At 34.0% G+C, this 13,938-nt stretch carries 15 protein-coding genes and 1 riboswitch; of the genes, 9 read left to right on the top strand and 6 right to left on the bottom strand.

What is annotated here, in order from left to right; all coding sequences use genetic code 11:
- Positions 1-47: 47 nt before the first annotated feature.
- The 3 genes from mutL to ACQKP0_RS05480 all read left to right on the top strand — a co-directional run bounded on the left by mutL (position 48) and on the right by ACQKP0_RS05480 (position 2,779).
- Complete coding sequence (gene mutL, locus ACQKP0_RS05490) at positions 48-1,952, top strand: DNA mismatch repair endonuclease MutL (RefSeq protein ID WP_427404813.1); 1,905 nt, start codon at positions 48-50, stop codon at positions 1,950-1,952.
- A 393-nt stretch (positions 1,953-2,345) separates the two neighbouring features.
- The gene (locus ACQKP0_RS05485) at positions 2,346-2,525 is read left to right on the top strand and encodes a hypothetical protein (RefSeq protein ID WP_427404812.1); all 180 of its coding nucleotides are present in this window, start codon (positions 2,346-2,348) and stop codon (positions 2,523-2,525) included.
- Positions 2,526-2,608: 83 nt separating this feature from the next.
- A complete protein-coding gene (locus ACQKP0_RS05480) occupies positions 2,609-2,779 on the top strand; it encodes a hypothetical protein (RefSeq protein WP_427404811.1) in 171 nt (56 codons plus the stop codon).
- A gap of 55 nt (positions 2,780-2,834) precedes the next feature.
- Here the strand turns inward: ACQKP0_RS05480 and ACQKP0_RS05475 are convergent, their stop codons facing one another.
- Positions 2,835-3,149: a DMT family transporter gene (locus tag ACQKP0_RS05475; RefSeq protein WP_427404810.1), complete on the bottom strand. Its 315-nt coding sequence runs from the start codon at positions 3,147-3,149 to the stop codon at positions 2,835-2,837.
- Positions 3,149-3,490 (bottom strand): DMT family transporter, encoded by a 342-nt coding sequence (locus tag ACQKP0_RS05470; protein WP_427404809.1) that lies wholly within the window; start codon positions 3,488-3,490, stop codon positions 3,149-3,151. The genes ACQKP0_RS05475 and ACQKP0_RS05470 overlap by 1 nt, the downstream gene beginning before the upstream one ends.
- Positions 3,491-3,568: 78 nt before the next feature.
- A riboswitch (guanidine-I (ykkC/yxkD leader) is annotated at positions 3,569-3,666 on the bottom strand.
- 207 nt (positions 3,667-3,873) lie between these two features.
- Here ACQKP0_RS05470 and ACQKP0_RS05465 point away from each other — a divergent pair.
- Positions 3,874-4,719, top strand: a complete 846-nt coding sequence (locus ACQKP0_RS05465; protein WP_427405017.1) for a YitT family protein — start codon at positions 3,874-3,876, stop codon at positions 4,717-4,719.
- A gap of 114 nt (positions 4,720-4,833) precedes the next feature.
- On the opposite strand, the gene ACQKP0_RS05460 is transcribed toward ACQKP0_RS05465, so the two are convergent.
- The 4 genes from ACQKP0_RS05460 to sda all read right to left on the bottom strand — a co-directional run bounded on the left by ACQKP0_RS05460 (position 4,834) and on the right by sda (position 8,032).
- Positions 4,834-6,354 (bottom strand): MDR family MFS transporter, encoded by a 1,521-nt coding sequence (locus tag ACQKP0_RS05460; RefSeq protein ID WP_427404808.1) that lies wholly within the window; start codon positions 6,352-6,354, stop codon positions 4,834-4,836.
- Positions 6,355-6,556: 202 nt separating this feature from the next.
- Positions 6,557-6,658 carry a YjcZ family sporulation protein gene (locus tag ACQKP0_RS05455; RefSeq protein ID WP_427404807.1) on the bottom strand — a complete coding sequence of 34 codons (102 nt, stop codon included), beginning with the start codon at positions 6,656-6,658 and terminating at the stop codon, positions 6,557-6,559.
- A gap of 455 nt (positions 6,659-7,113) precedes the next feature.
- A complete protein-coding gene (locus ACQKP0_RS05450; RefSeq protein WP_427404806.1) occupies positions 7,114-7,737 on the bottom strand; it encodes a hypothetical protein in 624 nt (207 codons plus the stop codon).
- A gap of 160 nt (positions 7,738-7,897) precedes the next feature.
- Entirely contained in the window at positions 7,898-8,032 is a 135-nt protein-coding gene (gene sda, locus ACQKP0_RS05445; protein ID WP_427404805.1) for a sporulation histidine kinase inhibitor Sda, read from the bottom strand.
- A gap of 426 nt (positions 8,033-8,458) precedes the next feature.
- On the opposite strand from sda, the gene miaA reads away from it, so the two are divergent.
- The 5 genes from miaA to ACQKP0_RS05420 all read left to right on the top strand — a co-directional run bounded on the left by miaA (position 8,459) and on the right by ACQKP0_RS05420 (position 13,878).
- On the top strand, positions 8,459-9,397 hold the full coding sequence (miaA, locus tag ACQKP0_RS05440; protein WP_427404804.1) for a tRNA (adenosine(37)-N6)-dimethylallyltransferase MiaA: 939 nt from the start codon (positions 8,459-8,461) through the stop codon (positions 9,395-9,397).
- A gap of 43 nt (positions 9,398-9,440) precedes the next feature.
- A complete protein-coding gene (hfq, locus tag ACQKP0_RS05435) occupies positions 9,441-9,668 on the top strand; it encodes an RNA chaperone Hfq (protein WP_427404803.1) in 228 nt (75 codons plus the stop codon).
- 519 nt (positions 9,669-10,187) lie between these two features.
- On the top strand, positions 10,188-11,138 hold the full coding sequence (gene spoVK, locus ACQKP0_RS05430; protein ID WP_427405016.1) for a stage V sporulation protein K: 951 nt from the start codon (positions 10,188-10,190) through the stop codon (positions 11,136-11,138).
- A gap of 213 nt (positions 11,139-11,351) precedes the next feature.
- On the top strand, positions 11,352-12,602 hold the full coding sequence (gene hflX / locus ACQKP0_RS05425) for a GTPase HflX (RefSeq protein WP_427404802.1): 1,251 nt from the start codon (positions 11,352-11,354) through the stop codon (positions 12,600-12,602).
- A gap of 13 nt (positions 12,603-12,615) precedes the next feature.
- Positions 12,616-13,878, top strand: coding sequence for an aminotransferase class I/II-fold pyridoxal phosphate-dependent enzyme (locus tag ACQKP0_RS05420; protein ID WP_427404801.1), 1,263 nt, complete (start codon positions 12,616-12,618; stop codon positions 13,876-13,878).
- The last annotated feature ends 60 nt before the right edge of the window (positions 13,879-13,938 follow it).

Here is a 13,938-nt window from a genome sequence, read left to right as displayed (position 1 = left end):
GTAGCTTTAGCGTGCAACGCTAGATAAAAAGACTGGAGGTGTACCTATTGGGAAGAATCATTCAGCTAGATGATATCTTATCGAATAAAATAGCCGCAGGAGAAGTGGTCGAGAGACCTGCATCCGTTGTAAAAGAACTAGTTGAAAACGCCATTGATGCGGGAAGCACAGTTGTTGAAATTTATGTAGAGGAAGCAGGGCTTAATAAGATTAGAATTATTGATAATGGATCAGGAATTGAAGAGGAAGATGTATTAATCGCTTTTCAGCGACATGCGACAAGTAAAATAAAAAATGAAAATGATTTATTTAGAATTAAAACGTTAGGGTTTAGAGGGGAAGCACTTCCAAGTATTGCATCAGTGTCCCATTTAGAACTGGTTACTGCCACTGAAAATGAACCAGGAACCAAGGTGGTCATAGATGGAGGGAGAGTAACCACACAGGAAAAAGCTCCGAGTCGACGTGGAACAGATATTACAATCTCTGAACTCTTCTATAATACACCAGCCCGTTTAAAATACATGAAAACCATTCATACAGAGCTTGGGAATATAACTGATGTAGTCAATCGTTTAGCGCTAGCTCATCCAGAGGTATCCATACGTCTACGTCATAATGAACGAATGCTGCTGCAAACAAATGGGAATGGTGATGTTCGTCAAGTACTAGCGGCCATATACGGAATCAATATAGCGAAAAATATGATACCTATTACAGCTAGCTCCTTAGATTTTACGATAAACGGATATATTTCAATGCCTGAAATTACAAGGGCTTCTAGAAATTATGTCTCAACAATGATTAACGGACGTTTCATTAAAAATTATGCGCTTGTTAAAGCCATTCTAGAAGGCTATCATACATTATTACCTATCGGACGCTTTCCAATTGTCCTCTTATCCATTGAAATGGATCCAATATTAGTAGATGTAAATGTTCATCCTGCGAAGCTAGAGGTAAGGCTTAGTAAAGAACAGGAATTGAACCAGCTTGTATCAGAAACCATTAAATTAGCCTTTAAGAAAAAGGAGCTAATTCCTACTGGCTTTACCCCTGTAAAAAAACAGGCTGTAAAGGCAGAGCAAACAATGATGAATTTGGATCATCTTCCTGTTCCTGAACAGCCGAAAAAAGAATTCGAATCATCATATCAAAACAAGCCAGTATCATTTTCAAAAAAAGAAGAACTCTTGCCTGCTGATGAAATGAAAAAAATATATGAGCCTGAGTTATCTTTATCAGAAAAACCATCACTATCTTTTTCAACGGAGGAAATTGTATTTCCTGAAGTGATACAAGAAAATAATGAATTCAATGAATTACCTACTGAATTGTTAGATGATAGTGAAATCCCATCAGAGTCCCCTCGAGTTCCACCAATGTATCCGATTGGACAGATGCATGGTACGTATATTTTTGCTCAAAATGAAAAAGGATTATATATCATCGATCAACATGCAGCACAAGAACGGATTAAATATGAATATTTTCGTGAAAAAGTCGGAAAGGTTGAAAAGGAACTTCAAGATTTACTCGTTCCGATAACATTAGAATATTCAACAGATGAATCCATTAAAATCCAAGAAAACCTTGAAGAACTAGAAAAGGTTGGTATATTTTTAGAACCGTTCGGACATAACAGCTTCATCGCACGTTCACACCCCGTTTGGTTACCAAAAGGGGAAGAGCAGGAAATTATTGAAGACATGATTGAACAATTAATATCAATGAAAAAAGTAGACATAAAAAAACTTCGTGAAGAAGCGGCTATAATGATGAGCTGTAAAGCTTCAATCAAAGCAAACCATCATTTACGTAATGATGAGATTCAAACACTGTTAGATACCTTACGACAGGCCTCAGATCCCTTTACATGCCCACACGGAAGACCAATTATTATCACTTATTCTATATATGACATGGAGAAAATGTTTAAACGGGTAATGTGAGAAAGCTTAAATAATAAACAAAAAGAAAAGCGTATTCCTTAGCTAATAAGGTTTACGCTTTTTTATTTAGGCTCTTTTCTAAAATTTTGGTGCTATTTGATAAAGAGTAAAAATAGGCTGAGATTTTACGAAGTAAATATCAAAGATTTTACGAAGTAAATATCTAGTAGGATTTTTACGGTTGTTTTTGCGCTTATACCATGAGTATGGGATGAAGAAAAGAGCACGAAGGCAATTTATTCAAGGATTGGAGCAATTTCCGGAAAGAAGTTATCTAATTGAAACCAGCCTTATTTTATCTTTAACAATGAACAGGACAAATTTCAGATGGATAATATATTGATTAAGATATTTAGAAGCTGAGGGAATAAATTAATGGAAAGGGGAAGGAACATGCTTAAACTTATTATTTATTTATTATTAGGCATTGTAATGGTATTTTTCGTATCAAATAAGAATATTTGGTTCAGGATCATCCTCATATTAATTTGGCCCTTTTATCTTTTATATAAACTTGTGGAGCTTACAGATGGCATCAAGGATCGGAGTAGAAAAGATAAAGATAAAAAATAGTTAACCAAGAGAACACTAAAAAAGCGAATGGTTCCCGGATTGTGACGCACAATAACAATTAAATAAAGTGAAAGGGTGGTCGTATGGGAAAATGGAATAAAGAAGCTGCTCCAAATAATAATTTAAGTTCAGTTGAAATTCGCTCCTCGAAACTGGTTTCAAATCAGGATGAAGAAAACCATGCTTTCTCTGAAGAGCTTTCCGATGGTGGAGAGCGTAATAAAACGATCGAACAACAAAAAAATCAGAAGTAAAAAAGGTGACCCATAAATAAAAAATCAGAAATTATGGGTCACTCTCAGATATGTTTTATGAAATGAGTTTAAGTCCAACTGCTGAAGCTACGACGAGAGAAATACAAGCAAGTCTTTTCCAATCTTTTTGTTCACCGTAGAATATCATTCCTAAAATGGCACCGCCTGAAGCCCCAATTCCTGTCCAAATGGCATATGCAGTTCCCATTGGCAAGCTCTCCATTGCTAAAGAAAGAAAGATAAAACTTCCCCCAAAGCCAAGTATTAGTAAGATAAAAGAAAATAAATTTCGATCTTTGTTTAATTTATTAATAAACATAACCCCAAGCATTTCAAAAATACCTGCGAGAATTAAATAAATCCATGCCATTAGTTTTGGGCTCCTTTCGTTTTAACTTCATTAGAAAAAATCTTTAATCCGATTACCCCAATTAATAAGACAGCAATAAGAATTAATTTTGATAGTTTAAAAGGTTCATTGAAAAAAATGATTTCAGCGATAACAGTTCCTGCCGTTCCAAGCCCAACAAACACCGCATAAACAGTACCCACTGGGAGTTTTCTACCAGCCATAATCAATAAGTAAAAACTTAAAACAATTGCGATGACTGTTCCAGACCATGTAAGAAAGTTATCTGCATGTTTTAGTCCCATCACCCAAATAACTTCAAAAAATGCACCTACAACCACTTTAGTCCACTGTACATTCATGATTATTCCTCCTAAAAAAACGATTAAAATATACATAAAAAAACCAAAATAAAAAAGCCGAAGAGTGCCAATTTAGACATCTCCCAGGCTTTTATCCTTCCGTGTCGCAAGCTAAGCTTAGCGGGTTTTCTCTCGGACCAGACCGTTTTATTCGCGGAACCCTAGAAAACCTATAGCAATATTTATTTAATCTTATTATACAAAATTTTTTTTATTCTTCAACCCTTATTAAGTGACAATGTTAAAAATCAATTTTTTTGTTCGTTTTAAAGGTATATCTTTTTATTCAAAACTAATATTTTGGTATAATTTTTTTATTCAATAATAAGGGAGAGTCTTGGATGACAAATCAACATGTACAAGCAAGCCCTATTCATAAGCCTATGTCTAAAACAAAAGTGGCAAAGAGGGCTATTGCCATTTTGATCGGTGCTGTTCTTATGGCAGCCGGATTAGAAATCTTTTTAGTACCCAATAGTATTATTGATGGCGGGATAACGGGTATATCGATTATGCTATCACATATTACTAAACTGCCCTTAGGTATTTTTATCTTTGTATTAAATCTTCCTTTTTTCTTCATGGGAAAAAGGCAAATTGGAAAGACCTTTGCTATATCGACTCTTTTTGGAATTATTATCCTATCTATTTTTACTGCATTATTTACTCCAGTTCCAGCTTTTACTGAAAACACATTTTTAGCTACCGTATTTGGCGGGATTGTAGTAGGCGCTGGTGTAGGAATTGTTATTCGTTATGGAGGGGCATTAGATGGTACGGAGATTTTAGCGATATTATTTAATAAAAAGCTGCCGTTCTCTGTTGGGGAAATCATTATGTTTATTAATGTTTTCATTCTTGGTGTTGCAGGCTTTGTCTTTTCATGGGATCGTTCCATGTATTCAATTATTGCTTATATAATAGCCACAAAAACGATTGACACGGTTGTTAAAGGCTTTGATGAATCAAAATCGATATGGATTATTTCGGAGAAGCATAAAGAGGTTGGAGAAGCTATTCTCGCACGCTTAGGGCGTGGTGTTACCTATTTAAATGGCGAGGGAGCCTATACAGAGGATGAAAAAAAAGTAATCTTTTGTATCATTAATCGATTAGAAGAAGCTAAACTTAAGACTATCTTAGAAGAAATAGATGAAAATGCCTTTATGGCAGTTGGAGATATTGCAGAGGTTCGTGGAGGAAACTTTAAGAAAAAGGATATTCATTAAAAGGAGTGAGGGTGTTCACATGTGTGACACCCTCGTTGTTTTATCCTGTAAAGCTTGATTATTCGACAAAATATCAATGGGGATGAGAGATTCACCCCTGATTTGGCTCATTACTTATGCTTTTACTTTGCTTTTTTCCGTTTTTACTCGAGAATTCCCCATAAATAATATTGTAATAGCTGCAATTCCAATCGGAATTAATGCTAACATAAATGTAAATGTAATCGATGAAGACATCGCATCCACGATTTTATCCAAAATGACCGGAGGAATTTTGGCTCTCTCACTAGCTTGGAAAAGCTGATGTGGATCACTAAGATTAAACATGGAATGATCATGTGTTCCTTGCATCCCTTTAAAAGAGTCCTTTAAATCTTGCGTGAAAACTTTATTTTGAACTGTTCCTAATATAGTAATCCCTAAAGTCATACCAAATGATCGTAAAAATGAGTTGGTTGAATTAGCAGAACCACGGTATCTTGGCTCCAGATCATGGATAGATGCTGTCGGCAATAATGAAAATGAAAATCCCATTCCAAACCCAACAATGATCATAAATATGGTTAGTAAATATCTTGCTGTATCAGGAGTCATATTTCCAAGCAGAAACATGCCGATAAAATAAGCGATAACTGAAATAATCATGAGATTGCGGAAGCTTGTTTTTGTTTGGAAAATACCGCCCATAGCACTTCCTGCTACAGATCCTAACATCATTGGAGTTAAGATTAATCCAGCATTTGTTGCTGATCCCCCGTAAACAGCTTGCACAAAAATAGGGATAAAAACTGTTAAAACAATAAAAGTCGCTCCATATAAGAACGCTAATATCTGAGAAGTAGCAAATAAACGTTTTTTAAACATCCAAAACGAAATAATAGGTTCTTTTGCCTTTGTTTCCACAATAAAAAAGGCAATAAAAAACAATCCAAAGCTACAAAATAAACTAATAATCGGAACCGAATTCCAATCATACTCTTTGCCGCCAAGCTCCAATGCAAACATTAAACTTACGACGGAAACAACTAGAGTAATCGCTCCAAGCCAATCGATTTTTTGTTTATGATGAGTAAGTGATTCTTTATAGAATCGGGTAATTAAGATAAAAGAAACCAAGCCAATTGGTACATTAACATAGAAAATCCAATGCCAACTTATGTATTCAGTAATATAAGCGCCTAATAAGGGGCCTAAAACACTGGATGCACCAAATACTGCACCAAGTAAGCCCGTCATTTTCCCTCGATTTTCAGGTGGAAAAATATCAAAAACGATAGTAAAAGCAATAGGAAGAAGCGCCCCGCCGCCAATACCTTGTATTGCTCTAAAAATACTTAACTGAACAATACTTTGAGAAATACCACATAAGGCAGAACCTAATAAAAAGACAAGTAGACCGAAGATAAAAAATCGCTTTCTTCCATACATATCAGAAAGCTTTCCGAAAATTGGCATCCCCGCCATTACTGCCACCATATAGGCGGATGTTACCCAAACAAATTTATCAAATCCACCGAGGTCAGCTACAATTGTTCCCATAGCTGTTGCCACAATTGTATTATCCATGGCAGACATAAGGATCCCAAGTAATAACCCTGTGACGACCCATTTTAAATTGCTTTCCTTACTGACCATATATGTACTCCCTTCGACGATCAATTTTTTTATAAATTTTATCTTTTGATTGTAGAGATAAATTGAATTTTATTTTGCCATGTAGACTTTGTCAAGAAGAAATTAACCATTGATCAAGCAAGAAAAAAGAATGGTATTCCTTTTTGAAGGGGAAAAGGAATACCAACTTACTAATTACTGCCTGTTAGTTAGGAAAATAGCATTAATAAGCGCCGCCGTATCCTCCTCCCATAAATGCTGCTCCTACAATAATTAAAAGAATAAACAAAACTACGATTAATGCAAATCCTGATCCATATCCCATACATGTCACCTCCATCATGAAGATTAATACATACTATGGAGAAAAAGTTTCTTTTGAATGGACAAATGTTATAGAAAAAGATAAATGGTTGAACTATCACAGAAAAATATTTTTTTCTAAACATATGTATCAAAGAACAAATGTTTGTGTATAATAAGAACAAATGTTTCGTTGGAAGGGTGAAACTAAAGTTGAGAGGATTATTACTGAATGCATTGGAGTCAGGAATAAGATTAGAAATGATATATCTCTCGAAGACAAATCAACTAAGTCAGCGGACAATTAAAGTTTTGGCAGTGGGTAAAGATTCAATTTTTGCTTATTGCTATCTAAGAAATGAAAAAAGGGTATTTAAAATAGAAAATATTTTATCGATAGGTATAAGAAAACGATACTTTAGGGGCGCATAAAGGTGTGGCTCATACCTTGTATGAGCCACAATTAGCTATTCTTTGTTATTCTTGAACAATTTTGTATATGTCTTTATGAATTTTCTTCGCTTCCATAAATACAGTATTTGGCTCTAATTTAAGCATAGTAATGATGTCTTTATAGTTTTTACCTTCTTTTTTATATTGAATGATTTGAGAGATATCTGTATTGCTCTTTTTAGATATTGCTGCAGCAACGACTAAGAAGTGTAAATCCACATCATCTTTCAAAAAATTTTCGAGCTCAGTAGCAGATTTTCCGGTATAAGTTGTTAAATACTGAATGATTTTCGTTTTATTTCTTTCATAAAATTGTTTATGTTTTTTTATATGGTCCTGTTTTATTTTTTCAAGGTCCACTCCAAAATGTTTTGCAGTTTCCTCCCAAGACTGATTTTTCTTATAAACACTTAGAATTTTTTCTAAGTTTTTTTCTGTTGAATGCTTAGAAATAAAGTGTGCTCTGAATATTTCCTGTCTGGAATAGCCTTTTTTTATTAGATTATTAAATTCCTGATCACTAATATGAAAGTGCATGTGTCTCTCTTCTGTTTGTGGATGGGAATGTGCTTCCACTTTTGAAATATATAGTGGACTAAAGATTATTGAGAAGCTTAAGATACCGACGAACAACCAATTTCTATTCAATTTTTAACAACCTCCTAATGGATATGAAATATTTATCGAATTATAGTATATCCATTTTTTGAGAAATAATAGGATTTATTAAAGTTTGAAAAAAATTAACAAATCGGCGGGTTCTATATGGAGTTATAAGTTACATAGAAGATGGATGGTAAAAATAAACTTATTTAATCTGTAGTTGTCTTTTTTCTGCTTCCTCACGCAGCATCTCAATGAATTCTCTAGGTAACTCTAACTTTATAGCTTTTTCGTAAGTTAGAATTAGATTTTCATTGGTTAGAGGTATATGACGATCCATTTTTCTCTTTTTCTCCTTTCTTTAGATTTACATGAAGGCTGTTTTTGGAAAAATTTATTACTATAAATAAGTTTTTATCCTAATAGGGCTAAAGAATTAAGATAAATATTAAGATATGGAAAATAAGACAGATCGATAACAATCTTTAATTTATGAACTATACAAAGTTGACAAAATTAATACAAGATATAACTTGCACAACAAGTAAAATTATAGAAAAATCTGAAAAGTAAATCAACACTTTTTGAAGAAATTTTAAAAATTTTTAGATCATTTTTTTATAATGTCGTAATAATAAAAAATGATCCAATAAATCGATGTATAATAATTATTAAATGGGAAACAATGTATAACTGTTTAATTATAAATTAAATACATATGGTACGATAGAGATATTCATAATTATTTAAAAAGGCTGTGAAAGTTTTGGGAGAGAAAAAAAACCTTGTCGTACTGATTGGACCAACTGCGGTTGGGAAAACTGAATTAAGCATTCATCTTGCTAAACAATTTAATGGTGAAATTATTAGCGGTGATTCTATGCAAATTTATAAGGGCATGGACATAGGAACCGCCAAAATAAAACCAGAAGAAATGAATGAAATTCCCCATCATTTAATAGATATTAAAGAACCTAATGAACCCTTTTCAGTAGCAGAATTCCAAGAAAAAGTAAGAGGGGAAATCGATGAAATATCACAAAGAAAAGCACTTCCAATGATTGTTGGAGGTACAGGATTATACATACAATCGGTCATCTATGATTATCAATTTAGTGATGCACCTAGAGATGAAACTATTCGAAATTATTATGAAAAAAAAGCAAAAGAAGAAGGAAATTTAAGCATCTATCATATATTACAAGAAAAAGACCAAGAAAGTGCTGAAAAAATACATCCAAATAATATACGCAGAGTCATAAGAGCACTGGAAGTAATCCATGCCACTGGAAAAACGTTAACTGAGTATCAGAAACAGCAAAAACCAGATTTATTATATAATACTGTATTAATTGGTTTGACAATGGATAGAGAAAAGATATATGAACGAATCAACCTACGTGTTGATAAGATGATGGAGGAAGGATTATTAGATGAAGTAAAAGATTTGTACGAACGAAATATTCGAAATGTGCAATCGATCCAAGCGATAGGATATAAAGAAATTTATGATTATTTGGATGGGAAGGTTACTTTAGATGAGGCTATTGAAAATCTAAAGCAAAATTCAAGAAGATATGCGAAAAGGCAACTAACATGGTTTAGAAATAAAATGGATGTTACATGGTTCGATATGACTAATGAAGTGGAAAGACAAAAAAAAATAATAGAAATATCACAATTTGTTGCAGGAAAGCTTCGATAAAAATCGAATAATTAATTATAGAGATAGAAGAGGAGGACTTTAAATGAAACAGGCGATTAATATTCAAGATCAATTTTTAAATCAATTGCGTAAAGAGGGTACATCTGTAACAGTCTTTTTATTAAATGGTTTTCAGCTTCGTGGACAAATAAAAGGGTTTGATAATTTTACTGTATTGTTCGAATCGGAGGGAAAACAACAGCTTGTATTTAAACATGCTATCTCCACTTTCTCGCCACAAAAAAATGTCCAAATTAACTTTGAAGAATAATATTATCTCATTTTATTTTAATGAATTTCAATAGTACGAAGCAAGAGCGTGTATACCTGTTATACATGCTTTTTTTATTGTTATGCTCGGTTAATGATTATTGTTAGTAGGCTCAATGAATACCCTGCAGGGTTTAATAAGAAATAGCAAAATTGTTTAACAAAGCCTGTCGATAAAATATTTATTTCAAGTTAATGAAATCATTACTATAAACATATGATTAAAGATAGGGGATTAAACGCTTAAATTAGGCGTTTGTCACACTTTTTTACCTCTTTCGCGTATACTGTTTTCAGATGGCTGTTTTCGCAAAGATTTACTTTTTTGTATTTAGTTCAAATTCTAAAATAAATAGGTTTCGAGCTCTTTTCTTCATCCCATTCACGTTTTTTGATAGTAGTAAAAAACCGTAAAAATCCTACTAGATATTTACTTCGTAAAATCTCAGCCGATTTTTACTCGGTTACAAGAAGCAAAAAAGTTTTAGAAAAGAGCCTTTCAGATTGTGAGGTGAACGCTTTGGATCAACCAATTCGTATGAAAAATAATGGTCAAATTAGTATTGTGCTCGGTGCACAACAAAGGGAAGCCTCTTTAACTTATCATCAAAAGGAAGTTGTTCCAAAGACGATTTCAACGGAGCATGAAGCTCTTAAAGAAATTGAAGATGAACTAAGTGCTCTAGTTGGGATGGACGAAATGAAAAAAATGATTAAAGAAGTATATGCTTGGATCTACATTAATAAGAAACGTGAAGCAGCTGGTTTAAAAGCTGGAAAACAAGCACTTCATATGATGTTTAAAGGCAACCCAGGTACAGGAAAAACTACGGTGGCACGATTGATAGGTAAACTTTTTCAGAAAATGAATGTATTAACGAAAGGTCATCTAATTGAGGCTGAACGAGCAGATTTAGTAGGTGAATATATTGGTCATACTGCACAAAAAACAAGAGATTTGGTAAAGAAATCGATTGGAGGAATTCTGTTTATTGATGAGGCTTACTCACTTGGTCGAGGGGGTGAGAAGGATTTTGGAAAAGAGGCAATAGATACACTTGTCAAACATATGGAAGATAAGCAGCATGAATTCATTTTAATTTTGGCTGGATACTCTAGAGAAATGGACTATTTTCTTAGTTTAAATCCTGGACTCCATTCCCGTTTTCCTCTCGTTTTCCATTTTCCTGATTATAATGTAGATCAATTAATGGAAATAGGAAAGAGGATGTTAAATGAGAAAGAATATATACTAAGTCATGATGCGGAAAGAAAGTTAAAAGAGCATTTATCATATGTAAAAATGATGAATCCTGTAAGCTTTTCAAATGGAAGATATGTTAGAAATATTATTGAAAAATCCATTCGTTCTCAAGCAATGAGGCTGTTAACGAATAACATTTTTGATCGTCATGATCTTTTAACCATTAGAAGTAATGACTTATTTTTTCCGGACCAAAAAAACGGCTGATCATGGTGACTAGCCGTTTTGATTATGCTTTTATTTGGAAGTCTCCAATTAAATGTATAAGTAAGGACCCTCAAAATAGTAGTGAAAGTGAACAGAATATAGGGTTCTATAGATGTTTAGGCTAATCCTAAGAAACTTATGAAAAATTTTTTTGTCATACAACTTTCTGTTAAGATAAAGATATGTATTTTCTTTTGAAAGTTGGTGGATTGAATGACAAAGGGCATGAACGAAAAAGCTATATTGGTTGGTTGCCAGCTAAATAATGAAAACGAGCAATTCCATTATTCTATGGGAGAGCTTGCAGCTTTGACTAAGACAGCAAATGGCGAAGTTTTAATAATGATAACGCAAAAACGAGAACGAAAGGATTCTTTTACATATATTGGAAAAGGAAAGGTTGAAGAAATTAGTGCTCTTGTTGAGGAACTGGAAGCAGATTTAGTAATATTTAATGATGAGCTTTCTCCTAGCCAGCTCCGAAACTTAGCCAAAATACTAAATGTTCGTGTGATTGACCGTACACAATTAATATTAGATATTTTTGCTGGAAGAGCACGTTCGAAAGAAGGAAAGCTTCAAGTAGAGCTTGCGCAGCTGCAATATTTATTACCAAGACTCGGGGGTCAAGGAATAGAATTATCCAGATTAGGGGGAGGAATTGGTACAAGAGGGCCAGGTGAGACTAAGCTGGAGTCTGACCGTCGTCATATTCGTAGACGGATTGATGAGATTAAAAATCAGTTAGCAACTGTTGTTAATCATCGAGAACGTTACCGTATTCGGAGGAAAAAGAATAAGGCATTTCAAATTGCATTAGTCGGTTATACAAATGCAGGGAAATCTACATTGTTTAATCGGTTATCAGCAGCAGAATCGTATGAGGAAAATCAATTGTTTGCTACTCTTGATCCGATGACAAGAAAATTTATTCTTCCAAGTGGTTATATTGGCCTTTTAACAGATACTGTAGGATTTATTCAGGACTTACCAACCACTTTAATTGCAGCCTTCAGGTCTACATTAGAAGAAGTAAGGGAAGCTGATTTATTGTTACACGTTGTCGATGCGTCGAATCCAAACTATGATAATCACGAAAAAACAGTTCAAAAATTATTAACCGAACTTGAAATGGAACACATCCCACAATTAACCGTATATAATAAAATAGATGTGCAAGATCCTGAATTTGTACCAACTTCAACGAAGAAAATATTAATAAGTGCCTTAAATTCCGAAGATCGTGAACGATTAAAGCAGAAAGTTGAAAAAGACGCAATCGGGGTGATGGAGCCATACAGTGTAATAATTCCATCAACTGAAGGAAAACTACTTTCTTTACTAAAAAGTGATACAATTTTGAGAGAGCTTATCTTTAAAGAAGAATTGCAAGCTTATAAATGCAAAGGATTTGCATTAGTAGATCACCCAGTAACAGGTGCATTACAAAGATATCAGCTATAGAAGGAGCTTCATGATGTTACAGTATTTAGAAAATAGTTCAACACTTAAACAAGCAATAGAAGATGTAGAAAAACAAATAAAACCAATACATGAAAAGATTGATCATCAGATTGAAGAAAATCAGTTTAGAGTACTAAAAAGCTTTCAAAGTCATCGTGTAAGTGACAGCCATTTTATTCCATCCACTGGTTATGGATATGATGACATAGGAAGAGAGACATTGGAAAAAATTTATGCAGATGTTTTCGGTGGTGAAGCTGGTTTAGTACGACCTCAAATCATTTCTGGTACCCATGCCATATCTATTTCCCTGTTCGGAGTATTAAGACCAGGTGATGATCTACTATATATTACCGGGAAACCATATGATACATTAGAGGAAATCGTTGGGATACGCGGAAACGGTAAAGGTTCCTTAAAGGAATTTCAAATTGGCTTTCAAGCCGTCCCATTAACAAAAGAAGGGAAAGTAGATTACGAGGCAGTTAAGCTGGCAATAAAGCCAAATACGAAAATGATCGGTATTCAACGTTCAAAAGGATATGCAAATCGTCCATCCTTTACAATAGATGAAATAAAAGAAATGATCGAATTTGTTAAAAAGATAAAGTCTGATGTTGTTGTCTTTGTTGACAATTGTTATGGCGAATTTGTTGAAAGTCTAGAACCATGTCATGTTGGAGCAGACTTAATGGCTGGATCATTAATTAAAAATCCTGGTGGTGGAATTGTAAAGACAGGGGGCTATATCGTAGGAAAGAACGAATGGGTAGAAGCATGTTCATACCGAATGACCTCTCCAGGTATTGGAGCGGAAGCAGGTGCATCCCTATATAGTTTACAAGAAATGTATCAAGGATTCTTTCTAGCGCCTCATGTTGTTGGACAAGCTTTAAAGGGAGCAGTGTTTACTTCGGCGATAATTGAAAGATTTGGGATGAACACACATCCGAAATGGGATGCGAAAAGAACGGACCTCATACAGTCAGTAACATTCGACAACCCTGATAAAATGATTGAGTTTTGCCAAGCAATCCAATTTGCCTCTCCGATCAATTCCTATGTCACCCCATATCCAAGTTATATGCCAGGGTATGAAGATGATGTAATTATGGCGGCGGGGACTTTTATCCAAGGGGCAAGCATTGAATTATCGGCAGATGGACCGATTCGTCCTCCATATACAGCTTATGTACAAGGTGGCTTAACTTACTCTCATGTAAAAATTGCCGTTTGCTCTGCATTAGATCGATTAATTTCAAAAGGATTATTGTAAAATATCATTGATTAAAGCGTGTAAAAAGCATATGTTTTACACGCTTTTAATTTTAAAAAA

Source organism: Heyndrickxia sp. NPDC080065, from assembly GCF_050281185.1.
Classification (GTDB): domain Bacteria; phylum Bacillota; class Bacilli; order Bacillales; family Bacillaceae_C; genus Heyndrickxia.
This window is presented reverse-complemented; position numbering and strand designations above follow the sequence as displayed.

Excerpts from the sequence above, each read along its gene's own strand:
- ACQKP0_RS05480 (WP_427404811.1), top strand. The coding sequence starts at position 2,609 with ATGGGAAAATGGAATAAAGAAGCTGCTCCAAATAATAATTTAAGTTCA.
- ACQKP0_RS05455 (WP_427404807.1), bottom strand. The coding sequence starts at position 6,658 with ATGGGATATGGATCAGGATTTGCATTAATCGTAGTTTTGTTTATTCTT.
- hflX (WP_427404802.1), top strand. The coding sequence starts at position 11,352 with ATGACAAAGGGCATGAACGAAAAAGCTATATTGGTTGGTTGCCAGCTA.
- sda (WP_427404805.1), bottom strand. The coding sequence starts at position 8,032 with ATGGATCGTCATATACCTCTAACCAATGAAAATCTAATTCTAACTTAC.
- ACQKP0_RS05475 (WP_427404810.1), bottom strand. The coding sequence starts at position 3,149 with ATGGCATGGATTTATTTAATTCTCGCAGGTATTTTTGAAATGCTTGGG.
- ACQKP0_RS05470 (WP_427404809.1), bottom strand. The coding sequence starts at position 3,490 with ATGAATGTACAGTGGACTAAAGTGGTTGTAGGTGCATTTTTTGAAGTT.
- ACQKP0_RS05485 (WP_427404812.1), top strand. The coding sequence starts at position 2,346 with ATGCTTAAACTTATTATTTATTTATTATTAGGCATTGTAATGGTATTT.
- ACQKP0_RS05465 (WP_427405017.1), top strand. The coding sequence starts at position 3,874 with ATGTCTAAAACAAAAGTGGCAAAGAGGGCTATTGCCATTTTGATCGGT.
- ACQKP0_RS05420 (WP_427404801.1), top strand. The coding sequence starts at position 12,616 with ATGTTACAGTATTTAGAAAATAGTTCAACACTTAAACAAGCAATAGAA.
- hfq (WP_427404803.1), top strand. The coding sequence starts at position 9,441 with ATGAAACAGGCGATTAATATTCAAGATCAATTTTTAAATCAATTGCGT.
- ACQKP0_RS05460 (WP_427404808.1), bottom strand. The coding sequence starts at position 6,354 with ATGGTCAGTAAGGAAAGCAATTTAAAATGGGTCGTCACAGGGTTATTA.